Origin of the sequence: Methanoculleus sp. UBA291 (assembly GCF_002499755.1) — an archaeon.
Classification (GTDB): Archaea; Halobacteriota; Methanomicrobia; order Methanomicrobiales; family Methanoculleaceae; genus Methanoculleus; species Methanoculleus palmolei.
Genome location: NZ_DANC01000003.1, coordinates 54,082 through 78,062 on the forward strand (window position 1 = coordinate 54,082; position 23,981 = coordinate 78,062).

A 23,981-nucleotide genomic window follows, 5' to 3' on the forward strand; every position below is an offset into this window, starting at 1 on the left:
TTTTTATCTTGAAATCACTAACATTTAGTAAACATGCTTGAGGGCAGCGACGTTTCCCGTTTACTCGATATCCTGGGAAACCGGAACAGACGGCGAATAATAGAATTGCTGAGGCAGAAACCGTGTTTTGTGACTGAGATCTCCGAGCGCCTGCTGCTCAGTCCGAAAGCGGTGATAGAGCACCTGCAGCTGATGGAGCGGGAGGAACTCCTTGTTTCCTGCCAGGACGAGCGCAGGCGAAAGTATTACTACCTCTCGCAAGACATCAATGTCATCGTAAACCTGCAAAAGCAGGATGGGGTTATGCTCCCCTCTGTTGAAGAGGACCAGGAGACAAGATTTATGCGAAATCTCACGGCACTCCGGCGGATGGTCCGGGCCCGCGACGAACTTCTGGATAATCTCGAACAACTGGAGCGGGAGATCGAATCGAGGTTCGACGAGGTCCTGCGCACGAAGGGAGGTTTCCTCACCGACGATGGGGATCTGGACATCATTCTTCCTCTCTCCCATGCCGACCTGACGTTCGTTGAACTCGAGGAAGTGAGCAGCCTGTCCACGGATGAGCTGAAACAGAGACTGAGCAATCTCGTGTATACCGGGGTTGTCGAGCAGGTCAACAATCGATATCGAATACGTGGTACACATGGCGAATGATCCATACGACGAAATGTTTCGGAATATCGCGCGGTTGATGGAGAGGATCTTAAGCGAGATGCCCCTTCACGACCCAAGGATCATCGGGTTCACCATCATCAGCGGATTGCCCGAAGGGTCGCCTTACCTTGACCCGTCCGCGGAGAACGAGAATGAAGGGTCCGATGTGGAGGTGGTCGAGGGAGATGACTGTATCTACATCACCGCGATGACGGATGCGCGGGCAGAGGGCGCTCCTTACGTCACATTCCAGAAAAACTCCGTAACGCTCTGCACCGGGGGCAACGAAGAGACGGTCATCGATCTCGACTGCGAGATAGACATTCTGCACAGTTTCTACAATGTGCAGCACGGCGTGATCGATGCAGTCTGTCGTAAGAAGAGCGTCCCGGGCGAGATTGCCCGGTCCTGAACCGGGCCCGGAGTTTTTCCACTCTTTTATATCGGGTTAAAAATAAAGTGTCTCATTCCTGACATTCTTCAAGGGCGAGCTGGTACATCCAGTCAAGGAGGAGCGCACAATCTTCAGGTGTGCACTCCCGTTCGCAGCCGATGCACGGGAGGATCTCTCCTCCTGCCAGGATGACGCAGGGGTCGATCGCTCGCCTCTTCGCCCGCAGAAGGTAAGTCTTGATGCCGTCGCTGCGGAACTCGACGCGTTCGATCAACCCTGCATCCAGCAGCCGTTTTACAATCCTTGAGCACTTCCTGCTGTCGATATTGAGATGTTTCCAGAGCGTGCTCTGGAGAATTCCCTGGCGCTGGGACTGAATAACCTTGAGTGCTTCTTCCTCCTGGTCGGGCATGGCTATCAGAGCACGGGTGCAATGGTCAGGATATTGTTGCCGCGGATGACGACGGTTCCAAGGGTGCGGCCTCTCTGATCGCCGGTATACTCGGTAGTCTCGTCCATATGCAGATTCAGGTGTTCATCCACTGCCACGAGCCGGCCCTGGAGTTTTCTGCCGTCATCTTTGATCTCAACGACGATTTTAGAGTCGACGAGCGAAAAAACTTTCTTTACGGGGAGTACAATGCCGTTAACCATCTGTTCCTATATGGTTATCTTCACGCATTAAGGTTTCCCCATGACTGGTTGCAGGCGTCGCGGCACCGTTGAGCGCATACCTCTGCACCCGCCGGCCGATTCGAAAAAAAGTGAGTTACTCGGGAAGGTCTTCCCAGCGGTCCTTAAACTGCTTCTCAACGCCCGGGAGCGTGGTGTACTCCATCTCCTCAAGCGAGAGGCGGTGCGGTTCAAACGGCCCGTGGGCCCGGAGAACGTCGGAGAGCTCGCAACACCGGTCGCGAACGCGGTTGAACGCCGGATCGTCGAACATGTCCGCAGGCCCGATCAACTCTCCGTTGCTGACCTGGAACCCGAGACAGATGACCCGGGGCGGTCCGTCGAACTGGGTGCAGTTCGCATCGCAGACGCCCACCGGCATGAACGGTCCGTGGTGCGAGCCGCGCATCCAGCCGGCCACGAGGATGGGTGTCCTGAAGGGGTCGATGACCTCGCCGACCGACGGGAACCCGCTCTGTGCCCTGATGACCATGACCGGGTCGTCCTTACCGACGTAGCGGCCGGCCATCAGGTTCAGCCGCTGGGTGCTGGTGGACGCCGCGATCGTGCCGTCCCTCTTCCAGACGTACTTGATCACGTAGCGGCTCGGAGCTCCGATGTACGCAAGGAGGCTGTAGGACTCTTCGGGCGTGTTGAAGCGGATCCTCCGCTTCTCCATGACGTCATGAACCTCGAACGTGAACCCCTGGTGCATCGACGGGTCGATGACGAGGCCGGATGTGCTGAAGGGGTCGGCGAAGATCCGATAGAGGAAGTAGTTCCATGCCCCGGGCTCGGTCTTATCGGCCATGAAGACCAGGACCGGGTCGGAACCGCGCTCTTCAAACTCCATCTCTGCGACACCGGGTCCCATTCCCTTGACGTTGCCGCTGAACGCGTCGCCGAGCAGGTCCTGGCCGGCGCCGTAGAGTTTCATCTCTTTCGCGATCCCGGCGCACTCCATGAAGATGTCCCACGCCAACTTGTGGATCTCTTCATTGTCCTCGCCCTTGTTGTGCGTCATAATCAACTCGAGATCATCACCGCAGTGGGTGACGTACGAGTCGATGAGGGTGCTGCCTTCCGCTTCTTTGAGCCTCCGGGCGGCTACCTCAAGAAGCTTCGGGTGGGTCCGGGAATGCCCCGGGAAACTGCCAACATCTGCTTTAATTACGGACACGGTGGTTTTAGCCATTTCATCACACTACCTGGCGGGCGTAGCCCTTACGACTAGTAGATAGGTATTACCGTATATGTAGGTGTTGTTGTCTTGAAAAACGTTGGCTGCGGCAAACCCGCATATGCGGTTTGCCTGGTTTCTGGCGGGCCGATCCTTTCGAAGCATATGCGCCGGTTAGTGTTCCCGGCGGGCGAGATCATCGGGGATGCCCGATGGGAGAAAAAACTGTTGCGGCCTTGCCGGGGTTTGGGCCGGCAGGCAGGTTCCGGTCAGTCGATCTTGATGGGCTTACCCCGGGAGAACTTGACCTCCAGGACTCCGTGCTTATAGTTTGACTGCATGGAGTCGGGGTCCACGGTCGGGATCTCCACCGAGGTCAGCTGGCTCGCGCCCGCGATGATCGTCAGCGTACCGTTGATGAGCGACAGGTGAATATCCTCCCTCTCGACGCCCGGAAGATCGACTGCCACCGTTACGTCATCGTCGGTCGTATACATCTCTGCTATCGGCTCAATGGTCCCTTCTGACTGGGCCTCTGCAGGATAGACAGTGGATTCAGTATCCTCTACGGCGGGCTCCGTCGCCCCGGCATCGTGGAGGACGATCTTGAACCCGTAGGCGAACGGCCTATTCTGGTCTCCCTGCTCTTTGAGCCCCTGCTCCATGAGGCGTTTCATCAGTTCGTTGAGCTGCTCGAAGATGTCTGTTGGACTGTCACTCATGTGCATCACGTTGTTTCTTCATCACTGCTGGTAGGGGGCGAGCCCCCTCCTCTGGGGACGCCCGGTCAGAACGCCGTAGCCGTCTGCGGCAGCGGGCGTTCGATCCTGGTCTTTAACTCCTTTGTGAGGCGCTTGATCTCCCCGAAGTCTTTCCTTCTTGCGTAGACCGCCTCTTTGAGGGCCTGCGCCAGGTCCTTGACTTCCTGCTCGACCTTTCCGGTCTCCCGCATCCCGGCACGGTTAACGGTCGAGACGGCATCCTCGAGCGTCGACCGCTGCTCCTGGTTATAGAGGATCTCCCAGGAATGACGTTCGTTCTCCTCCAGCCGGTCGAGATCCAGCGTACCCCTCACGCGGGTGAGGGCGTCCGCGAAGTGTTTCTTCGTGATCCTCACGTTGCCGATCGCCCGGCGCCGTTCCTCCTCGCTCTTTCCGCCCATCGCCGCGATGAATTCGCGCATGGCGGATAACTTTGCTTCGCGGACCAGTGCCTCGATATCGGCGCCGACGTAACCCTCGGTCTTCTCGACCAGGTCGTCGATGTCGACGTCGTTTGCGAGGATCTCCCTGTTCTTGAGGTACACCTCGAAGATCCTCTTTCTGCCTTCCCGGTCGGGCGGCGGGACGTAGATGATCCTGTCGAATCTGCCGGGGCGAAGCAGCGCCTCGTCCAGCATGTCCGGGCGGTTGGTAGCGCCGAGAACCACGACATTGTTCAACTCCTCGAGGCCGTCGAGCTCTGTCAGGATCTGGCTTACCACACTTTCAGTTACGTGTGACGATCCTATATAAGCTCCGCGCTTGGGCATAAGTGCGTCAATCTCGTCGAAAAAGATAATCGACGGTGCTGCTTGCCGCGCTTTTCGGAATACCTGACGGACGCCGCGCTCAGACTCTCCGACCCATTTTGAGAGGAGCTCCGGACCTTTTACGGAGATGAAATTGCATTCGCTCTCGTTTGCTACCGCTTTTGCAAGGAGAGTCTTCCCGGTCCCCGGGGGTCCGAAGAGCAGGATGCCGCGGGGGGGTTCGGTATCGAGAGAGGAGAATACTTCCGGATATTTGAGCGGCCATTCAACGGCCTCCGCGAGTTCGGCTTTGACGTCGTCGAGACCCCCTACGTCCTCCCATTTGACATCGGGAATCTCTACGAGCACCTCCCGCATCGCGCTCGGCTCAACATGCTTGTGCGCTTCGATGAAGTCCTCGTTTGTTACGCGGAGCTGGTCGATGATCTCGGCGGGGATCTCCTCCTCGATCTTGATCTGCGGTATGATCCGGCGGAGCGCGTGCATTGCGGCCTCTTTTGCGAGCAGCGCGATATCTGCGCCGACGAAACCGTGCGTGGAGCGGGCATAGTCGTCGAGGTTCACATCCTCGGCAAGCGGCATGCCCCGCGTGTGGATCTGGAAGATCTGCTGCCGCCCCTTGGTGTCCGGGATGCCGATCTCAATCTCACGGTCGAACCGGCCGCCGCGTCGGAGGGCGGGGTCGATGAGGTCCGGGAGGTTCGTTGCGGCGATAACCACCACCTTGCCCCGGGTCTTTAACCCGTCCATCAGGGCCAGGAGCTGGGCGACGATCCGGCGTTCTACCTCTCCTTTCACTTCCTCACGTTTGGGTGCGATAGAGTCGATCTCATCGATGAAGATGATTGAGGGTGCGTTCTCCTGGGCTTCTTCAAAGACCTCCCGCAGGCGCTCTTCGGACTCGCCGTAGTACTTGCTCATGATCTCGGGGCCCGAGAGCGTGATGAAGTGAGCGTCCACCTCGTTTGCTACGGCCTTTGCGATCAGCGTCTTTCCTGTTCCGGGCGGGCCGTAGAGCAGAACACCTTTCGGGGGTTCGATGCCGAGACGCTCGAAGAGTTCAGGGTGCCGGAGCGGGAGCTCGATCATCTCCCGGACGAGCTGGAGCTCACGGTCGAGCCCTCCGATATCCTCGTAGTGGACATCCCCGACAACCTCGCGCTGCCCTTCCTTGGGCTCGTACGGGGTCTCTTTCAGTTCGATCTCGGTGCTGTCGGTGACGATGTCGATGCCTTTCGGGGCCACTTTGGCGATGACGAACGTGAGCGGGTTGCCGAGGATGCTGACCCGGATCTGCTGCCCCTCGGTGACCGGCCGGCCCCGCAGGATTCTCCCCAGGTACTGTTCCCCGCCCACCAGGCGGATGGGCTGCGTCGGCTGGATGGTCACCTTTTTCGCGTATCCGGCTTCGGTCTTCCGGATCCGGACTTTGTCGTCGATCCCCGCCCCGACGTTGCTCCGGGTGTTGCCGTCGATGCGCAGGACCGCCTTGCCGGTGTCCTGCGGGAATCCCGGCCATATGAGCGTCGCCGCCTTCTGACGGCCCTCAATCTCGACGACGTCGCCGCTGACGAGACCGAGAGTCTTCATGGTGTCCATGCTCAGTCTTCCGATCCCACGGCCGGCATCCTCGTGAGCCGCTTCTTTGATGGTTACCTCAACGGATTCGGTATTAGGCATGTGAACAATCTCCTCTTTGGATGGTTTACTATAAGTAAGTGTTATCTAGTATTTATATATTCTCACTGTCCCACTCGCGTTGCACCCGGTAAATCCCTTTTTCTGTAACGATGTAATCCATCTTCACGTCGTTCTCGTCGACAGGAATGCTCTGTGCCTGCTGACAGGAGAACGCGATGCCGATCTTCTGCGCGTGCGGGCAGCGGCAGAGGAAACGGTCGTAATACCCGGCACCGTAACCGAGGCGGTTTCCTCTGGCGTCGAATGCAAGCATCGGTATGACGACGACCCCGATGTCTCCCGGCCGTGCCGGAAGTTCGTGTCCGATCGGCTCGGGCACGTTGAACGTGCTCGGGACAAGGACCGCGGGGTCCGGCAGATACGACAGGCGGAGGCTTCGGGTCTCCCGTTCGATGAGAGGCACGACAACCCGCACGCCCCGGCGGTTCAGGTCGATGATGAGGTCGTCTGTCCGGACCTCCTGGGGCTTTGAGACATAGACCATGACGGTCGTAAATCCGTTCAGAAGTTCGAGGAGTTTTCTTTCGATGCTGCTGCTGTACGTGGCGATCGCTCGAGGCGAGAGAAGAGACCTGGCCTCCTTTGCCTGCTCCCGGAGGGCCGCCTTTGTCTGGCTCATTGTGAAAAAGGTTTGGCTGAATCAGACCATAAAGTATGCATGCCCCGGGGTGTGCGGCCTACTCCTCCGCCCCCTGTTCTTTGCCGTAGACCTCCCGGAACTGGCGGAGGGAGGACGCAAGGACCCGGGTTTTGCCGACCATGGCGGCGATCAGGAGGGTGTCGAGGACCTCGTCGCGCGATGCCCCTTCCTTCAGGGCGGCTCCGAGATGTACTTTCAGGCAGTTTTCCGCCCCTGCTCCCGCAGCGGCGGCAACGGCGATCAGTTCCGCGGTTTTTGCGTTGAGGGAGTCCGGCCGGGCGATCCGGGAATCGGCGATGGCTGAGAGCGCGAAGGTGTCGGGCCGGTCCCGGAGAACGGTGAAGATGAACGGCACGACGCCGAGCATCTCTCTTATGTCCTCCGTGATATCGTCGCCGAGATCGTCTGCATGGGTAAGAAAGTCGCTCACCAGTTTTTCGGTATCGGGTTTCATGAGATCTCCTCGTAATGAGTGTGAACGGGGAGGAGGATAACGGTGTGGTTTTTGTATGCATCCGTTGGTACGGGAGTCGAGTATGAAGTAGGGGTGTACACGATTGATAACCGCGAGTTCGCTCTATGGGTATAATATCCATGAGGTCAAACCTGCGTTATGGACGGCATTGTATGTCCTGATCTTCAAGGTACATCCGTGGGCTACAAAACCGGTCCGGATGTTATGCCCGGAGGCGAACGAAAAAATGTCAGTATCGAAGTCCTGGGACTGGAACGCTGAAAAGGATAATGTATGGCTCATACCCGGCGAAGAGAGTCACTATATCGCCTATCGCTGGAAGGAGGCGGGGTTTAAAGATCTGCTGGATTTCGGTTGCGGTTTAGGTCGCCACTCCATTTTTTTTGCGAATTACGGGTTTTGCGTATCGGCGTTTGATCTATCATCCGACGGGGTTAGGCATCTGAGAGAATGGGCAAACCGGGAAGGTTTATGCATTGATACCCGGGTTGCCGACATGCTGCAATTGCCGTATTCAGACAGTTCTTTTGACTGCCTCTTTGCATATCACGTCGCATCTCATACCGACACCCGCGGGATGAACGTCATTTTGAGGGAGATCAAGCGAGTGTTGAAGCCCGGCGGTGAGTTTTATTTGACGCTGTGCTCCAAGGAGACCTGGTCGTTTACTGAGGCCGGGTATCCCAGACTGGACGAAAACACGATTGTGAAGACCGATGAGGGTCCGGAAAAGGATATCCCGCATTTTCATGTGAACCTGGACGATGTGCTCCGGTTGTTTTCAGATTTTACGCTATTGGACGTTCGACACACCAATGACTGCTTCCTTGAAGGCAGAAAGCAGGATAGCAAGCATTTCTTTATACTTGGGAAAAAGTAAGAGCGGTGATGGGGAGAAGAGTCCGCCGAACCCCCTCCTTCTTTCTATCCTTTAGAAGTTGAAATGCCGCCCGACGATCTTCAACGCACAGTAGTCCCCGCACATCGTGCAGGCATCGGTATCGGCCGGCATCCGCTCGGCCCGGATCGCCCGGGCGCGCTCGGGGTTGATCGCGACTGAAAATTGCCGCTCCCAGTCGAGGTCCCGGCGGGCGTGTCCCATCTCGAGGTCGGCATCCCGCTTTTTGAGCTTGATCATATCCCCGACGTGGGCGGCGATCCTCGAACTGATGACGCCCTCGTAGACCTCCTCGGGCGTGGGGAGCGCCAGGTGCTCCGCCGGCGTCACGTAGCAGATGAAGTCGGCGCCGTAGGAGGAAGAGAGTGCGGCCCCGATGGCGGCCACCCGGTCGTCGTAACCGGGCGCGATGTCGGTGACCAGGGGCCCGAGCATGTAGAACGGTTTCCGGTTCGTAACCCGCTTTTCGAGGACGACGTTCGTCTCGATCTCGTCGATGGGGATATGCCCCGGTCCCTCGATGATCGCCTGCACGCCCTCTGCATGCGCCTTGTCGGCAAGCTCCGCGTTGATGAGCAGTTCCTGGATCTGGGCGCGGTCGGTTGCGTCGTGGACGGCGCCTGCCCGCATACCGTTGCCGAACGAGAGGGTGACCTCGTGCTCTTTGAGGATCTCAAGCAGGTAATCGAACTCAGCGTAGAGCGGGTTCTCCTTCTCGTTGTGGAGCATCCACGCGGTCATGAAGGCCCCGCCCCGGGAGACGAGCCCGGCATGGCGTCCCTGGTTCTTCAGGCGCTTCATCGTTTCGTAGTTGATCCCGGTATGGATTGCCATGAAGTTGGTCCCGAGTTTCGCCTGCTCCGCCGTGATCCGGAAGAGGTCGTCTTCTTTCATGTCGACGACCGCGCCATACTTCCGGGCGGCCTCGATGAACGCCTGGTAGAGCGGGACCGACCCGACCGAGAGGGTCGTCGTCCCGACGACCCGGCGCCGGATCTCCGTCATGTCGCCGCCGGTGGAGAGCTCCATCAGGGTATCGGCACCGGCACGCTCGGCCTGCCGGGCCTTCTCGATCTCCATATCTACATCGACGATATCCGAGGACGTCCCGATGCTTGCGTTGACCTTCGTGCGGAGCCCTTCGCCGATACCGCAGATCTTTACCTTCCGGTAAGGAGAGACCGGGATGACGATGTGACCCTCGGCCACGCCGCGCCTGACGAAATCTTCAGTTACACCTTCTGCTGCTGCGACGGTTCGCATCTCCTCGGTGACGACGCCGCGCTGTGCGTCTTCTATGAGACCCATGGCCATATGTTTGTAGAAAAGAGTTGATAAAGGCTTGTTTTTTCAATTCCGGCTAAGATATTGTTGATCTCTCCTCAAGTAAAATTGTTTTTACCTTATTCAGATCCTGTTACGCTATCCGGAAAGCCAAGGCTTACAAGAGATCGGGGAGCACCAGTATACCGTCTGGTGATCCGTTGTACGTTAATTTTGGGGGTTTCATCCCGATCAGCACCGTCGACTGGCGGGGGCGGGCGGCCTGCACCGTCTTCCTCCGGGGGTGCCCCGCGCGTTGTTTCTACTGCCACAATGCCGCCCTCCAGGGTGGCGAAGACCCCCGCGACGCTGAAGAGGTCCTCTCGATGATCCGGGGCTCCCGTACTCTTGCAGGCGCCGTGGTCTTCTCCGGCGGGGAGCCTACCCTGCAGGGGCCGGCGCTCGTCCACCTCGCCGCCGCCGCCCGTACTCTGGGTTTCTCCGTCGGCCTGCATACGAACGGGATGTTCCCCGGGGTGCTTGAGGACTTGATCGACCGGCGTCTGGTGGATATGATCGCGCTCGATATCAAGACCACGTGGGAGCGCTACGACGGCCTTCTCGGGCTTGCGGCCGTCGATGCCGTGAAGCGGTCGCTCGCCGTTTGCAGGCAGGCGAGGGCCGACGGCAGCCTCGAAGATTTCGAGGCCGTGGTCACTCTCTTTCGCGGCCGCGAGTGCGACCTCCCGTCCATTGCGGAGGCGGTCGGGGAGACGGACCTCGTGCTCCAGCAGGGAGTCGCCCCGGGTTTTTCTCCTCTGACCCGGCCGGAACTCGAGACAGCGGCGGCACCGCTCGGGCGGAGCGTCCGGATAAGGACACGGGAGGACGGAGAGGTCCGCTACGACCCGGAGCGGTGACTGTTCCGGCGGGTGCACCGTTCCCGGTTCTGCCGGTGCAGCGGTGACGTTAAGCATAAGAGCGTCGGGAACGCAAAGTTTATGGAGATGGCTGCGGCGACCGCCACAGCCCGCTGTTCTGGATATACTATATAAAGTGGAGAAGCCTCGATGAAGGTCATTGGAATCGTAGGTATGCCGGCAAGCGGAAAAGGAGAGATATCAAAGATCGCCCGGGACCTCGGGATTCCGGTCGTGGTCATGGGGGACGCGATACGGGACCGGGTGAGAGAGGCCGGGCTTCCGGTGACGGACGCAAACTGCGGCACGATCGCCGGAAAGTTGCGCGCGGACCTCGGCATGGACGCCGTCGCCCGGATCACCATCCCGGCCATCGAGGCCCGGTCCTCTCCGGTGGTCCTGGTCGACGGCATCAGGGGCGACTACGAGGTGGCGACGTTTCGGGAGCACTTCCCCGACTTCACGCTCATCGGGATCGTCTCTTCGTTTGAGACCCGTTATCGGCGGCTCGCGAACCGGGGCCGGCCCGACGACACCCTCACCGCCGACGAGCTCCGGGTCCGCGACGAGCGGGAGCTCGGGTGGGGGCTCGGTCGAGCCCTCTCCCTGGCAGACTGTCGCGTTGTGAACGAGGGAACGCTCGAAGAATTTACCGCGGAGGTCCGTGCCCTGCTCCGCCGTCTCGGAGGGAGGGCATGAGTCTTATTCCGTATTTTTCATCTTCATCCAAGGTCTGGGAGTCGCGGGACTGGGTCTTCGGACTCGAGGACATCGGGTACACCGGCTGGGAGATCGTTGCCGACGGGAAGTATCGCCTGGACAACCCCGAAAATTTCGCCGCCATCCGGGAGAACCTCGAAAGCACCGGTCTACTCGCGACCGTCCACGCTCCCTACAGCGACTTAAACCTTGCATCGCTGAATTACCCCATCTGGCGCGAGTCCATCCGTCAGACCTGCTGCTGCATCCGCTACGCGGCCGACCTGACCGACCGGGTAACGGTTCACCCCGGGTTTGTCTCCCCCGTAGGAAAACTCGTCCCCGAGAAGGTCTGGGAGATGCAGAAGACCGCACTTGTCGAGATCGGGAAGTATGCGGAGGAGCACGGCGTCCTTGCATGCGTCGAGAACATGATCAGCATCAAGGACTTTCTCTGCCGCTACCCGGAGGAACTCCTCGGACTCACGGAAGGGATTGCGGGGATCGGGGTCACCCTCGACATAGGGCATGCCAACACCAACGGTCTTGTGGATGCGTTTCTCGCCCATGTCCGGGAAGCCAGTCACCTGCATGTCCACGACAACCACGGAAAGTCGGACGAGCACCTTGCCCTCGGCGACGGGACCATCGCCTGGGAGAAGGTCGGGTGGGTCGTTGCCCGCGATTACTCCGGCCGGGTCGTGATCGAGGGCCGGACGCTTGAAGAGGCAAAGCGGAGCCTTGCAGCATTCAGGGAGTGGTTTGTATAGCCGGCGAGACCCTGCACGTTCACTTCCTCGGTACGGCGGGTGCGCTCCCGTCGCCGCAGCGAAACCCCTCCTGTATCCTGATCCGACGGGGTTCCGATACCCTGCTCTTCGACTGCGGGGAGGGTACCCAGCAGCAGATGATGCGCGCCCGGACCGGGTTCACCGTGAACGCCATCTTCATCACCCACTGGCATGCCGACCATTTCCTCGGTGTCTTCGGGCTTATCGAGACCCTTGCGTTCATGGGACGTACCGACCCGCTTCCGATCTACGGCCCTCCCTGGGTGGAGGAGTTCGTCGAGATCGTGCAGAAGATTAACCGCCACACCCGGGGATTTTCCGTCACCGCTCACGCTCTCGACCACGGTTCGGTCGTGCCCTTCAGCGGCTACACCGTCCGGGCGTTCGCCACGTCTCACGGCATCCCCGGGCTCGGCTACGTGATGGAGGAGGATGAACGGCCCGGCCGGTTCAACCGCGAGCGGGCGATTGCGCTCGGCATCCCGCCGGGTCCGCTCTTCGGGAGGCTGCAACGCGGGGAAGCGGTCCGCATCGTCCGCGACGGCGTCGAGACCGAGGTCCTGCCCGTCGATGTGCTGGGAGAGCCGCGCCCCGGACGGAAGGTCGTCTATACCGGGGACACCCGACCGCTCCAGAACCAGCCCGAGACCGCGGCGATGATCCGGGACGCCGACCTCCTGATCCACGACGCTACGTTCGACGACCAGGAGAGCAACCGCGCCCGGGAGGTCCTGCACTCCACCGCCGGTGAAGCCGGTGAGGCCGCCCGGGCCACAAACGCCCGTATGCTTGCCCTGATGCATATAAGCTCCCGGTATACGAGCACAGCAAACCATATACGCGATGCAAAGCGACAGTATGAGGGAGACGTGATCCTGCCGGCAGACCTGACGGTGCTGGAGGTCCCGTATCGAGGTTGATTGCGATGGACGGTGATGGTGATGTGGCAGGGTCTCTTCAGCCAGAACCGCCTGATCCTGACCGGTCTTGGCGCTTTGCTCGCCAGCGCCGCTGCCTTAAGCATTGCAGGCATCTATCTTGGCTCCGTCCGTGAAGTCCTCAGCCTGATCCCCGGCCTGATGGTGCTTCTGCCGTCGACCATCAATATGCGGGGGAGCATCGCCGGGGTTTTTGCATCCCGCCTCTCGTCGTCGATGCACCTCGGGGAGTTCTCCATCGACTTTCGGGACGGCTCGGTCCTCGGCGATAATATCCGTGCCTCGCTCGTGGTGACGGTCGAGACGGCCTTCGCGCTCGGCATCCTCGCCTACGCGGCGGGTCTTCTCTTCGGGTTTCCCACGGTGGGCGTCGTCGACCTCGTGCTGATCTCGGTTGTGAGCGGGATCGTCTCCGGGCTTGTGGTGACGGGAGTCACCCTGGTCGTTGCGCTTGTAAGTTACCGTTACGGCCTCGACCTCGATATGATCGCCGCACCGACCGTCACCACCTCCGGAGACATCGTCACGCTCCCGATCCTCATGCTCTCCGCGACATCGGTCATGCTCCTTTCCCCCGGGGCACGCCAGGCGCTCGGTGTCGTCGTGGTCGCCGTCGTCATAGCCACGCTCCTCTACACCCGCCGCCGGTCGGAGGGGACGGGAGCCATCGTCCGCGAGAACCTCGCTCTCCTCATCCCGCTCGGCGTCTTCGGTACGCTGGCCGGGCTGACCTACTCGTTCAATCTGGACAACTTGCTTGTGCTTGCGGTCTTCCTCATCCTGATACCGCCGTTCACGGGCGGACTCGGATCGATAGGCGGCATCCTCGCATCGCGCCTATCGACGGAGATGCACACCGGCGAAGTCAACCCCTCGTTCCTCCCCGGGCGCGGTGTCGTGCATCATTTTATTATTTCCTATCTCTATACGTTGATACTGCTTCCACTGCTGGCGCTCATCGCGCATGGTGCGGCGGTGCTCATGGAGTTAAACAGCCCCGGCCCCGGGGTACTGGTCACCATCAGCCTTGTAGCAGGTCTGGCCGTCGTGACACTGGTGAACGGCGTGGCGTATATAACCGCCAGCCTTTCGTTTCGGTATGGTCTCGATCCCGACAACTTCGGAATCCCTGTCATCACAAGCCTGATCGACCTGATCGGCGCAGCCACCCTTGTGACAGTGATGAACCTGCTGTTGTAGTAAAACATGAGAAAATGGTTGACAGACCCATGACGGAACGTGAATATCAGCCGATCAGCTTCAAAGACGTTCTGATCGAGATGAAGGACGTCTCGGAACTGATGGTTGACCTCGCCTATTCTGCGATACTCTTCGACAGCAAAGAGATAGCGCTCGAGGTGATTAATCTCGAGGAAAGCATGAATAAACTGGTTTATCAGGCCAGAATTCAGAGCGTCCTTGGTGCTCGAAGGCTCGAAGAGGCGGAAGCGATGAGCGGTATGCTTCAGGTGGCTGAGGCAGCGGAGCGAATTGCGAACTCGGCTTCCGACGTAGCAAAACTTATCCTGAAAGACATCAGGTTCCCGGCAAAACTCAAGCGCGTCTTTCCCGAAGCTGAAGAGATTGTCACCCGGGTTATCGTCGGCCAGGGAAGCGAACTTGTCGGCCGCACGCTCGGCGAACTTAAAATCCAGAGTACGACGGGTATGCAGGTGATTGCCATCCGTCGCGGGAGGGGCTGGATCTACGACCCCGATAAAACCACCCGGGTGGAGAGCGGCGACATCCTGATATCGCGGGGCTCGGAGGCCGGAGCGGCTATCCTCTCCCGGATGGCGGGGGTGACGGAATGCGCCCCGGGAAAATCCTCGCATGCGGCCGAGGTCGATGACCTTGACCGGGCGGTCCAGTTGATCATCGAGATGAAAAACCTCTCGGAACTCTCCGTTGGACTGGCATACACCTCCCTGCTCTTCAACAACAAGGAGGTCGCGCACGAGGTGGTCGCCCTTGACTCGACGCTCGACGACATGCGCTACGACCTGGACCTCTGGATCCTTGAAGCGGCGCGAAAGATCGACGATGTGCGCTACCTCCGGGGTCTTTTGTATATGTCCTCTTTTGCACAGGGGATCAGTGATTCTGCCCACGCCATTGTCGACGTAATCCTGCGTGATATTGAGGTCCCGCCGGTCTTTAAGAAGATCGTCCGTGAGTCGGATGAGATTATCACGCGGGTTCCTGTGGCCGGCTCGTCGCTGCTCGTGGCGCGGACCCTTAAGGAGGCGTCGCTTTCGACGGTGACCGGGATGGTCGTGCTCGCCATCAAACACCGCGACCGGTGGGTCTACCGCCCGGGGAAGGATGTCCGACTAGCGAGCGGTGATATTATCATCGCCAAGGGCAGACGGGATGGTGAGTGCCGGTTGTATGAACTTGCCGGATACCCCGCCAGGGTGCCCGAAGAAGAATGATTTGGTGAACTGTTATGGAAGATACAAACGACATGATTGTCTATCGCCTCGGGGCGAACTGTGACCTCGACGAGGTGGAAGAAGGAAAGACGTATCTTGGACGGGTGCAGGGTTTCGCCCCGTTCGGCGTCTTCGTCCAGTTGAATGATCGGGTTAAGGGGCTCGTTCATAAGAGTAATGTAAAGTTGCAGCATACCGAGCGCGACCCGATCATCGTTCACGTCCTCCAGATCCGGAGCAACGGCAACATCGACCTTGAAGAGGTTACGCCGACCGTCTACCAGACCCAGAACGTGAACAAGAAGACGACGAATGTGCTTCTTTCCGATATCGGGAAGAAGATCGGCAGGACGGTACTGATCGAGGGCGAGATCGCCCAGATCAAGCAAACATCGGGACCGACGATCTTTACGGTCGTGGACGAATCCGGCACCGCAAACGCGGCTGCATTCATCGAGGCGGGTGTCCGCGCCTACCCTGAGGTGAACCTCGGTGATATCGTTTCCCTCACGGGTGAGGTGATGCAGCGCAACAACCAGCTCCAGATCGAGGCCAGGTCCATGGCGGTCATGGACCCGGGGGACGCGGGCGAGGTCCGGGGGCGTATCGATGCGGCGCTTGAGAAGCGTGCGGAACCGCCCGACCTTCCGTTCCTTATTGAGAGTGAGGTCCTTGACGCTCTCCGGCCCCGGATGCGCCAGGTGGCAAAGGAGATCCGGAAGGCGGTCCTGACCGCGAGGCCGATTATCCTCCGGCACCATGCGGACGCTGACGGGATCTGTGCTGCCGTTGCTATTGAGCAGGCGGTGACCGCGCTGCTCCGTGAGAGCGCCGGAGACTTCGATGCAGAGTACTTCCTCTTCAAACGGTCGCCGTCCAAAGCCCCGTTCTACGAGGTGGAGGACATCACGCGCGACCTCGACTTCGCTCTCAAGGACAACGTCCGCTACGGACAGAAGATGCCGCTGATCCTCCTGATGGACAACGGGTCCACCGAGGAGGATATGCCGTCGCTGAAGTTGACCCGGATCTACGGTCTCCCGGTGATGGTTGTGGACCACCACCATCCCGATAAGGTCGTGGATGATTACCTGATCGGGCACGTGAACCCCTATCTGGCGGGGGGAGATTACGGGATCACGGCCGGGATGCTGGGAACGGAGATCGCCCGCATGGTCAACCCGGCGATCGAGGACCAGATCCGGCACCTGCCGGCGATTGCGGGGGTCGGCGACCGGAGCGAAGCACCGGAGCGTGCCCGTTACCTCGCGGTGGCCGCACCCGGCTACTCGGAGGACGATTGCCGCGATATTGCTCTGGCACTCGATTATGAGCAATTCTGGCTCCGGTTCGGCGATGGGAGAGAACTTGTCAAAGATATCCTGAACCTCTCCGGTAAGCCAGAACGCCATGAACAGTTCGTCGACCTGCTGGTCGAAGAGGCAAATCACGCGATCGAGGAGCAACTCAGTGCCATCATGCCCCACGTCGAGAGCCGGGTGCTGCAGAACGGGGCTCATCTCTTCATGCTCGATGTGGAGATCTTCGCTCACAGGTTCACGTTCCCGCCGCCCGGCAAGACTTCGGGAGAGGTGCATGACCGGCTGGTCAAAGCGCATCCGGGAGAGCCGGTCGTCACGATCGGGTTCGGGCCGGACTTTGCCGTCTTGCGTTCCCGGGGCGTCATGATGAACATACCCCGGATGGTGCGCGAACTCCATAGTGAGATCTCCGGCGGCGGGGTGAGCGGCGGCGGTCATCTTGTCGTCGGGAGCATCAAGTTCGTCGAGGGAATGCGCGATGTGGTACTGGATAGCCTGATCCAGAAGATTGGCGAAGCACCAATCTGATCGCTACTTCTTTCTCGCTGATATTCCTCTCTGCCGGGTTCTTCTCTTTTGCGGCCCTGGTTCGGGTCTTTTCACGGGCACTGTGTCTTCTTACGGCGCTTGTTTCCGTATAACGATCTCTCCAGCATTGCTATGTCTGGGAGAACCACTACCGGTGTATCTTTGATTGATACCGAAATATAAAAATAGGTTTATACCGAATCGCGGTCCTCATGGCAGGAAATCGATGGACATGGAGAGGACTCCTGGTAGTGCTCTTCGTGACAGCAGCGGCCCTTATGTTTCCCGTGACGGCCCAGAGCACGGCATCCGCAGAACCTCTGACCTGGACTCTCCCCCCGACCCCCGAAGAAACTCCGGATGATGCGACTCCGGAGGCAACTCCGGATGAGACGCTGAGCAACGAAACTCCGGATGACGAGACAATCAACGAAACCGTTGTCGATGAGACTCTGGACGACGTGACTCCGGACGAGACTCCGAGCAACGAAACCCCGGCTGACGGGACAACCAACGAAACGGCTAACGAAACCCCGGGCAACGAGACTCTCAACGAGACTGCTGTGGAGACCGGACCGCCCATCATCATCGGGACGGATGAGGTGACGACGGAAGCGACACCGGCAGAGACTTCAACGGCCGAGATGCCGACCTTCACGCCGATACAGGCGGCACAGGTCAACGTAAGCCCGACAGCTACCGCCCCTCTCTCGCTTGTCGGCGTCGTTACGGCGGTTGCAGTAGCCGGGCTCCTTGTCGTGATGCGGAGGAACAGGAAGTAACGAGAGGATACAGGGTTCCTACCGGATCGGTGCCGGACGGCCGCGTCTCCGGGTCAACGGCGCCTATACCGGGCGCTCCACCGTTATGCAGCCCCGATAAAAGAGGGGGCCAGTCCCACCCCTTCCGGCATATCGACCGCCTCGCCTCACCGTTCGGCGCGCCGATGCACAATAATATCCGGTGATTTGTATAGATCTATGGAGATATTTTGGTGTCAAATGAGTAGGTTTTTATAGTGCTCGCTACAAAAAGCACTTGCTCACGAGGGAATGAGTCGATGTCGACAAAAGATCGAATTAAAGAGAAATATACCGATACCCAGAGGAAGATCCTGTACCACCTCAAATCCGGGCTGAAGACAGGCAAATCCTACTTCAAATCAAAGTATATCGCGACGGACCTGGGTCTTTCCCCGAAAGAAGTCGGGATCAACCTTGCTATCCTCTCGGAGATCTGCGACGAGCTGGATATCAAGCGCTGGAGTTACTCGAACAGTACGACGTGGCGTGTTACCCCCCGGGCAGCATAGTTTTATTCTGGAACGCCGTACTCTACGGCATGAAGATCGTCGAGTTCGAAGCACCTGTCGAGTTTGTGGCCACCATCAACGACCACAAAGACTGCCTCATGTCCCAGGACAAGAGTCACGAGAACCCTGCTGTGCTCTGGTTTAATATCGATGTCCCGAAGGGGCACGGTATACAGGCCGGAGACCGTGTCCGGGTCACGGTCGAAAAGATCTGAGTTAAGGCTCGCTGCGGTTGGGGCCCCCCTCCTCGTCGCGGATGGGACCCCAACACGTTCACGGTGCGTGGGAAAAGAGGTTCTATTCGATAGGATTTTCCAGGTATTCAGGGAGCGTCTCCAGAGTGATGCGGTAGGAGTCGACCTCATCCACACTGACGATGACGTAGAAGTCCTTACCGCCCCTCTCGACGTTTTTGATGATGCCGCCCGGGTAATGCAGGTCGGCCCCTTCTACAATGGTCCCGCTCTCGAGTTCCACAAGTGCCATCCTGAAGTGTGCCGCTTCAGGCCTTACCGTTGAAGAGAAACTGCAGTTCAGCCTCCAGATCGCGTAGGGCACATGGAATGCCTCGGTGATGCCTCCTCTTGTTTCCTCGATGTACGCGAACGGGATGATCTTCGTGGTCTCCTTCCATGGCGGGTCGGAACCCCCATAGAACGTGAGATTATCGGGGAGGTGACAGAGGGGGTAACTCCAGAACCCGGCCGTATAGGTGAGCCTGGCAGGTTCGGGCGGTACGGGCGATGTCGGCGCAGGGGCAGCGGTGACGGTGGGCGGCGGGGGGATGTTTTCCGGAATTTCCGACCCCGCATCCGCTACAGGCGGGCGAAATATCACCGCTATTGCGGAGACGATGATCAGGGCAGCAACGATGCTCAATGCGTCGCCTTTATCCACAGGTATAGTAGGAGGGAGTACAAGGCAAAAGACCTTCTGGTTTGAGATCTGTATTCTCCCCTGGTAATCGTGGAAATTGTCGTTTGAGATTTGAATAATCCCGGTTTTATCATGTATCCCCTCTCGATTGAGGTTTTAAAACGGAACCGTTAATACAGAGGCAGTTCCAATGTCCTGATGAGAGCATGGACGTCACTGAGGTTCGCACGTGGGTGATCTTTTATCTGCTCTCGTTTGTGGTGCTCCTCGTAGCGGTCTTCATTACCCAGAGCGACAGCCAGCTCTGGGTCAGCCTCATGCTCATCATCGTCGTCGTCGGAGTAAATTTTTACCTGCTCTTCTCTGAGTTGAGGCGTTACCAGGCCCGGAAGGCGTTCATGCACCGGATGTCGCAGTTCGACGAAACCGAGACGGACACGGACTCTTCCGGCCACCGCTGGTAATGAGGTTGTCCCAAAATTCTGCTCTGCCAAGGCCCGGATGGCAAACACATGACATGCAAGCGTTTTGATCAAGGTAGTACAAAAAAAGGTTTGCGGACCTTTTTGGGACGATTACGATCTCTCCCTATGCAGCTTTTCGGAATATCTTTTGCATCGTGTTGTACGGCGTAAAGAGGCTCTCCACCTCCCTTGAAAGGTACTCCGTTTTACCTATGATATAGAAGCCGTCGTTCGCAAGTGCGGAGTAAAAAAGGTGCGTCAGGTCATTTTTTTGCTTTTCCGTGAAGTAAATGGTGACGTTCCGACAGGTGACGGCGTCAAGGTATCGTGCGATGGGAACGCCCGACATCAGGTCGTGTTTCCGAAACTTGACGAGGTCTTTGATGTGAGGACGCACTTCAAACTTACCATCGTCATGGCTGATAAAATGCTTGCGGATTCTCTTCTCATCCACATTTTCGAGCGCCTTTCTGTCATAGATCCCGGCCGCGGCTTTCTGCAGCACCACGGCGTCGATATCGGTCGCGTATATCGTTACGCTGACCCCCGGATGGAGTGCCATAAGTTCGTGTACGAGGATCGCTATCGAGTAGGGCTCTTCACCCGTGGCGCAGCCGGCGCACCAGATCCTGATCGTGTCTCTCCGACGCGCAAGGTCCGGCAACACGTCCCGTCGTATCACCTCAAAGACCTCCGTGTCCCGGAAAAATTTGGTGACGTTGATGGTGAGAGCATTGCGGAGCAGATTGATCTCCTCCGGGTTTGCGAGGAGATACTTGTGATAGGCCTCGTAATCTGCAGTATTCGTCAGGCGCATCCGCGAGAGGATACGCCGTTTGATGTAATCCTCTTTATAGTTTGAACACTGGATCTGGACCAGCTTCTCGATGCTCCTCTGGAGTGATGCAAATGCGTCCATGCCGTTCTTTCTCTCGTCCCGGACGCTTTACGGAGCGTTCTGGTAGTGCCCGATGTCGCTGATCACTTTCTGGACATTGAGCCAGATGATGAGGGTCTCGATCTTCTCGTCATCTTCGCCCCCGATCTTGATGATTGCTTTGACGTAACTGCTGATCGACGATGTGATACCTTCATTGATGTGTTCTATCTGGTCGTCACGAACCGAAATGACGCCGTGAACATCGTCGACGATGATCCCCACGTTCGACCCGCCTGCTACGTCCGGCATCAGCACGATGATCTTTCGGCTATCGGCCTCTTCCGATTCCGGGAGCCCGAGGAGATTTCTGAGATCGATGATGTTCGTGATCTCGCCCCGCAGGTTGATGATACCCGCAAGGTACTCGGGAGCGCGGGGGAGGGGAGTGATTGGCATCATCTCCACGATCTCCCGCGCAATCTGGATGTCCAGCGCGTAGTGTTCCTCCCCGAGCTGGAACTCTACAACGTCTACGGGTGCTGTCATCGTCTCCTCCTTCTAGTTAATCTTGAACTGTTTGAGTGCCGCTTCCATCTGTTCGGCCATACTTGCCAGTTCGTGAGATGCGCTCCCGACCTCCTGCGTTGAGGCGCTGACCTCTTCTGCAAGCGCCGCCATGTCTTCGGTGCGGTCCAGGCTCTCCTTGGTCATGTGGTTGGACTCGTCCATCTTCTGCATGACATCGTTGGTGGAGCCGGCCTGGTCTTCGGTGGCCTTCGAGATCTCGGTGATGCCGTGGGCGACTACCTCCACACTGTTGACGATCCGGTTTAAGCCCACAATGACCTTGTTGACGCTCTCGATGCCTGCCTGGATCTCCTGATGAGACGCCTGCATCGAACCGGTGGTCTTCTCGGTGCTGGCCTGGATCGTCCGGATCAGGTCCTCGATATCCTGGCTCGCACGCTTGGACTCCCCGGCAAGGTTCCGGATCTCGCCTGCGACCACGGCGAATCCACGACCGTGCTCTCCGGCGCGGGCGGCCTCGATTGCGGCGTTCAACGCAAGGAGGTTTGTCTGGTTGGCAATGTCGGCGATCAACTTGACGATATTGTTGATCTCCCGCATCTGGTTGTTGAGGGTGCTGATCTCGTCTACGGTCTGCTTGGAGATCCCCTCAACAAGCTGCATCTTCTTCGCCGCGACTTCGCCGAGCGAGGCCGCTTCTTTCCCTTCTTCCGACGCCTTTGCGGCCTGGTCCATGACCTCCTGCGACGTGCTTGCGATCTCCTCGATAGACGCCGAGAGGTCGTTGATATCCTTCCCGATCTCTTCGATCTTGTCGAGTTGCCGGCGTGCATCTTCCGACGACTGCTGTGTCGAGGTGGCAACCTGCTCGGTGGCCCGGATGATCTCGTCGGTGCTCTTGCTGACCTCTTTTGTCGTCAGGTCCACCTGGTGCCCTGTTTTTGCCACTTCTCCGAGGAGTGTGCGGATGGCGGTCAGCGAAGCGTTGTAATCGTTCTTGACGACCTGGAGCGGGTCGTCGTTTCCTGCATTCACAAACGCCGTCAGGTTGCCCTGTGCCATGGCGGCGAGTGCTTCCCCAAGCTCTTCGGCGCTTTCGGCGAGTCTCTCTTTCTCCTGCTTTGCAGTCTCCATCAGGTTTTTAACCTGCTCTTCTCTCTCCCGCTGCTCCGTGATATCGTTGTAGACGGTGAGAACCGAGTCCAGATTGCCGGTACGGTTGAGGAGCGGGATGTTGTGCCGATCAAGGAGGTAGGTGCCGGCCGGGAACTCTATTGCTGCCTCTCCGTGGCTTGCCTGCCGTGTCCGTATAGTGTCGAGAATCCCCTGTCCCGACTGGGAACGGTATTTGAAGTCCTGTGTGGTGAGCCTCGACGCCTGGTCTTCGGTGTACCCCGAGAGTTTCAGGAACGCCTTGTTTGCCATCTTCAGGGTCGCATCAGGGTTCCAGAGGAGGATCGGCATCGGGTTCTCCTGAACCATGACGTCCGTCTGTTCCTGCAGTTCCTTGATCTCTTCCATCTCTTCCTGCTGTTTGGTCCAGTCGTTCCAGACGTAGAAGGCCATCTCGATCTCGCCTTTCTTGTCGAGGATGGGGATGGCGTTCAGGGTGAGGTATTTCTTCACGCCGTCGGGCCACTTGACCATGACGTCGCTTCTGGCGAGTTTTTTCGTCTCGTAGCAGGTGTAGAAGTCCACGCCGTTGAGGATGGTGATGTCGTAGTCGTAGAGTTTCTTTGCAAGGGTCTCTTCCCGGGTCCCCCGCCACATCCGGACGTACTCGTCGTTAATGTCGATCCGGCTCTTGTCCGAGCGGAGCGTCGCGATTGCAAGCGGGTTCTGCTTGATCATCGCATCCACCCGGTATTCGGTCTTCTTGACTTCTTCCTCCTTCTCATGGAGGTCGGTCCAGTCGTTCCAGACGTAGAAGGCCATCTCGATCTCCCCTTTTGCATCGAGGATAGGGATGGCGTTCAGGGTGAGGTATTTCTTCACGCCGTCGGGCCACTTGACCATGACATCGCTTCGTGCCGGTTTCTTCGTCTCGTAGCAGGCGTAGAAGTGCACGTCGTTGAGGATGGTGATGTCGTAGTCGTAGAGTTTCTTTGCAAGGGTCTCTTCCCGGGTCCCCCGCCACATCCGGACGTACTCGTCGTTGATATCGATCCGGCTCTTGTCCGAGCGGAGCGTCGCGATTGCAAGCGGGTTCTGCTTGATCATCGTATCGACGCGGCGCCGTATCCGCCGGCTTTCCTCCTCCCCCTCCCGCTGCCGGGTGAGATCGTTGTAGATGATGAGGATGCTCTCGATCTCGTTCTTCTCGTCGAGAAGCGGAATGCCATACTGCTCAAGTGTATGGGTCCCCGAGGGTAATTCGACGACGACTTCCCCGTACACGCGTTTTCTCTCCCGGATGGCCTGCCGGAGGCCGGAACCATTCAGTGAGAGTATCTTGAAGTCCGAGAGCCTCCTTGAGAGCACCTGCCCCTCCGGGATCCCGCTCATCTCGGCATAAGCAGCGTTTGCCAGGGTAATTTTGAACTGCGGGTCGACAACCAGGATGGGCATAGGGTTTTCCTGGACGATCGTCTCGGACCGCTGCCGGGCGGCTCCTGCCGCCTCCAGTCTGTTCTGGAGGTCCCGCTTCTCCTCCTGCGTCTTCTCAAGCAGCGCATTAATCGAAACTGCGAGCGGCCGAAACTCCTCCGGAACGCCGGCAAGGTCGATCTTCGCCAAGTCGTCGCCGTCGATCCCTGCGTGGAGCGCACCTTCGATGGCCTCCGGCAGTACCACCGGCCCCTGTTCTATCTTCTGTCCTGCAGTACCCGGCACAATCGGCCCGGTGAATAGTGCTTTCCTTCCAGGTTTATCGGTCAT

The 23,981-nt window shown here is 58.6% G+C and carries 26 protein-coding genes; 14 read left to right on the forward strand and 12 right to left on the reverse strand.

The window, feature by feature from the left end; genetic code table 11:
• Positions 1-33 precede the first annotated feature (33 nt).
• Positions 34-657 carry an ArsR/SmtB family transcription factor gene (locus BP737_RS00515; protein ID WP_292410894.1) on the forward strand — a complete coding sequence of 208 codons (624 nt, stop codon included), beginning with the start codon at positions 34-36 and terminating at the stop codon, positions 655-657.
• Entirely contained in the window at positions 647-1,069 is a 423-nt protein-coding gene (locus BP737_RS00520; RefSeq protein WP_292410895.1) for a hypothetical protein, read from the forward strand. Before BP737_RS00515 ends, BP737_RS00520 begins: the two co-directional genes overlap by 11 nt.
• 52 nt (positions 1,070-1,121) lie before the next feature.
• Here the strand turns inward: BP737_RS00520 and BP737_RS00525 are convergent, their stop codons facing one another.
• The 7 genes from BP737_RS00525 to BP737_RS00555 form a co-directional block, all read right to left on the reverse strand.
• Complete coding sequence (locus BP737_RS00525) at positions 1,122-1,463, reverse strand: helix-turn-helix transcriptional regulator (protein ID WP_292410896.1); 342 nt, start codon at positions 1,461-1,463, stop codon at positions 1,122-1,124.
• A 5-nt stretch (positions 1,464-1,468) separates the two neighbouring features.
• Entirely contained in the window at positions 1,469-1,705 is a 237-nt protein-coding gene (locus tag BP737_RS00530) for an LSM domain-containing protein (RefSeq protein WP_292410897.1), read from the reverse strand.
• Between the two features lie 115 nt (positions 1,706-1,820).
• A complete protein-coding gene (fbp, locus tag BP737_RS00535; RefSeq protein ID WP_292410898.1) occupies positions 1,821-2,918 on the reverse strand; it encodes a fructose-1,6-bisphosphate aldolase/phosphatase in 1,098 nt (365 codons plus the stop codon).
• Between the two features lie 254 nt (positions 2,919-3,172).
• Positions 3,173-3,625 carry an Hsp20/alpha crystallin family protein gene (locus BP737_RS00540; protein WP_292410899.1) on the reverse strand — a complete coding sequence of 151 codons (453 nt, stop codon included), beginning with the start codon at positions 3,623-3,625 and terminating at the stop codon, positions 3,173-3,175.
• A 65-nt stretch (positions 3,626-3,690) separates the two neighbouring features.
• A complete protein-coding gene (locus tag BP737_RS00545) occupies positions 3,691-6,114 on the reverse strand; it encodes a CDC48 family AAA ATPase (RefSeq protein ID WP_292410900.1) in 2,424 nt (807 codons plus the stop codon).
• A 52-nt stretch (positions 6,115-6,166) separates the two neighbouring features.
• Complete coding sequence (locus BP737_RS00550; protein WP_292410901.1) at positions 6,167-6,754, reverse strand: 5-formyltetrahydrofolate cyclo-ligase; 588 nt, start codon at positions 6,752-6,754, stop codon at positions 6,167-6,169.
• 58 nt (positions 6,755-6,812) lie between these two features.
• Positions 6,813-7,229 carry a carboxymuconolactone decarboxylase family protein gene (locus BP737_RS00555; RefSeq protein WP_292410902.1) on the reverse strand — a complete coding sequence of 139 codons (417 nt, stop codon included), beginning with the start codon at positions 7,227-7,229 and terminating at the stop codon, positions 6,813-6,815.
• Between the two features lie 169 nt (positions 7,230-7,398).
• On the opposite strand from BP737_RS00555, the gene BP737_RS00560 reads away from it, so the two are divergent.
• Positions 7,399-8,130 (forward strand): class I SAM-dependent methyltransferase, encoded by a 732-nt coding sequence (locus tag BP737_RS00560; protein WP_342685807.1) that lies wholly within the window; start codon positions 7,399-7,401, stop codon positions 8,128-8,130.
• 51 nt (positions 8,131-8,181) lie between these two features.
• Here BP737_RS00560 and thiC read toward each other — a convergent pair whose 3' ends face one another.
• The gene (thiC, locus tag BP737_RS00565) at positions 8,182-9,456 is read right to left on the reverse strand and encodes a phosphomethylpyrimidine synthase ThiC (protein WP_292410904.1); all 1,275 of its coding nucleotides are present in this window, start codon (positions 9,454-9,456) and stop codon (positions 8,182-8,184) included.
• A gap of 176 nt (positions 9,457-9,632) precedes the next feature.
• On the opposite strand from thiC, the gene BP737_RS00570 reads away from it, so the two are divergent.
• The 10 genes from BP737_RS00570 (at position 9,633) to BP737_RS00615 (ending at position 18,571) form a co-directional block, all read left to right on the forward strand.
• Entirely contained in the window at positions 9,633-10,331 is a 699-nt protein-coding gene (locus tag BP737_RS00570) for an anaerobic ribonucleoside-triphosphate reductase activating protein (RefSeq protein WP_292410905.1), read from the forward strand.
• Positions 10,332-10,481: 150 nt separating this feature from the next.
• On the forward strand, positions 10,482-11,030 hold the full coding sequence (locus tag BP737_RS00575; protein ID WP_292410906.1) for a dephospho-CoA kinase: 549 nt from the start codon (positions 10,482-10,484) through the stop codon (positions 11,028-11,030).
• Positions 11,027-11,800: a sugar phosphate isomerase/epimerase family protein gene (locus BP737_RS00580; RefSeq protein ID WP_292410907.1), complete on the forward strand. Its 774-nt coding sequence runs from the start codon at positions 11,027-11,029 to the stop codon at positions 11,798-11,800. The genes BP737_RS00575 and BP737_RS00580 overlap by 4 nt, the downstream gene beginning before the upstream one ends.
• Positions 11,788-12,741, forward strand: a complete 954-nt coding sequence (gene rnz / locus BP737_RS00585; protein ID WP_292410908.1) for a ribonuclease Z — start codon at positions 11,788-11,790, stop codon at positions 12,739-12,741. The genes BP737_RS00580 and rnz overlap by 13 nt, the downstream gene beginning before the upstream one ends.
• Before the next feature lie 21 nt (positions 12,742-12,762).
• Positions 12,763-13,959 carry a magnesium transporter gene (locus tag BP737_RS00590; protein WP_342685808.1) on the forward strand — a complete coding sequence of 399 codons (1,197 nt, stop codon included), beginning with the start codon at positions 12,763-12,765 and terminating at the stop codon, positions 13,957-13,959.
• Positions 13,960-13,988: 29 nt separating this feature from the next.
• Positions 13,989-15,194, forward strand: coding sequence for a potassium channel family protein (locus tag BP737_RS00595; RefSeq protein ID WP_292410910.1), 1,206 nt, complete (start codon positions 13,989-13,991; stop codon positions 15,192-15,194).
• 14 nt (positions 15,195-15,208) lie between these two features.
• The gene (locus tag BP737_RS00600; RefSeq protein ID WP_292410911.1) at positions 15,209-17,044 is read left to right on the forward strand and encodes a DHH family phosphoesterase; all 1,836 of its coding nucleotides are present in this window, start codon (positions 15,209-15,211) and stop codon (positions 17,042-17,044) included.
• Between the two features lie 212 nt (positions 17,045-17,256).
• A complete protein-coding gene (locus BP737_RS00605) occupies positions 17,257-17,826 on the forward strand; it encodes a hypothetical protein (protein WP_292410912.1) in 570 nt (189 codons plus the stop codon).
• A 278-nt stretch (positions 17,827-18,104) separates the two neighbouring features.
• Positions 18,105-18,356 carry a DUF7123 family protein gene (locus tag BP737_RS00610; protein ID WP_292410913.1) on the forward strand — a complete coding sequence of 84 codons (252 nt, stop codon included), beginning with the start codon at positions 18,105-18,107 and terminating at the stop codon, positions 18,354-18,356.
• A 29-nt stretch (positions 18,357-18,385) separates the two neighbouring features.
• On the forward strand, positions 18,386-18,571 hold the full coding sequence (locus tag BP737_RS00615) for a hypothetical protein (RefSeq protein WP_292410914.1): 186 nt from the start codon (positions 18,386-18,388) through the stop codon (positions 18,569-18,571).
• Between the two features lie 82 nt (positions 18,572-18,653).
• Here BP737_RS00615 and BP737_RS00620 read toward each other — a convergent pair whose 3' ends face one another.
• On the reverse strand, positions 18,654-19,253 hold the full coding sequence (locus tag BP737_RS00620) for a hypothetical protein (RefSeq protein ID WP_292410915.1): 600 nt from the start codon (positions 19,251-19,253) through the stop codon (positions 18,654-18,656).
• 185 nt (positions 19,254-19,438) lie between these two features.
• Here BP737_RS00620 and BP737_RS00625 point away from each other — a divergent pair, with 185 nt between their 5' ends.
• Complete coding sequence (locus BP737_RS00625) at positions 19,439-19,696, forward strand: hypothetical protein (protein ID WP_292410916.1); 258 nt, start codon at positions 19,439-19,441, stop codon at positions 19,694-19,696.
• Positions 19,697-19,820: 124 nt separating this feature from the next.
• On the opposite strand, the gene BP737_RS00630 is transcribed toward BP737_RS00625, so the two are convergent.
• From BP737_RS00630 to BP737_RS00640, 3 genes are read right to left on the reverse strand one after another with little or no spacing between them, the layout of a single operon-like run.
• Positions 19,821-20,615 (reverse strand): CheR family methyltransferase, encoded by a 795-nt coding sequence (locus BP737_RS00630; RefSeq protein ID WP_292410917.1) that lies wholly within the window; start codon positions 20,613-20,615, stop codon positions 19,821-19,823.
• A 27-nt stretch (positions 20,616-20,642) separates the two neighbouring features.
• Positions 20,643-21,122 (reverse strand): chemotaxis protein CheW, encoded by a 480-nt coding sequence (locus tag BP737_RS00635; protein WP_292410918.1) that lies wholly within the window; start codon positions 21,120-21,122, stop codon positions 20,643-20,645.
• Positions 21,123-21,134: 12 nt separating this feature from the next.
• Positions 21,135-23,981, reverse strand: coding sequence for a methyl-accepting chemotaxis protein (locus tag BP737_RS00640; RefSeq protein WP_292410919.1), 2,847 nt, complete (start codon positions 23,979-23,981; stop codon positions 21,135-21,137).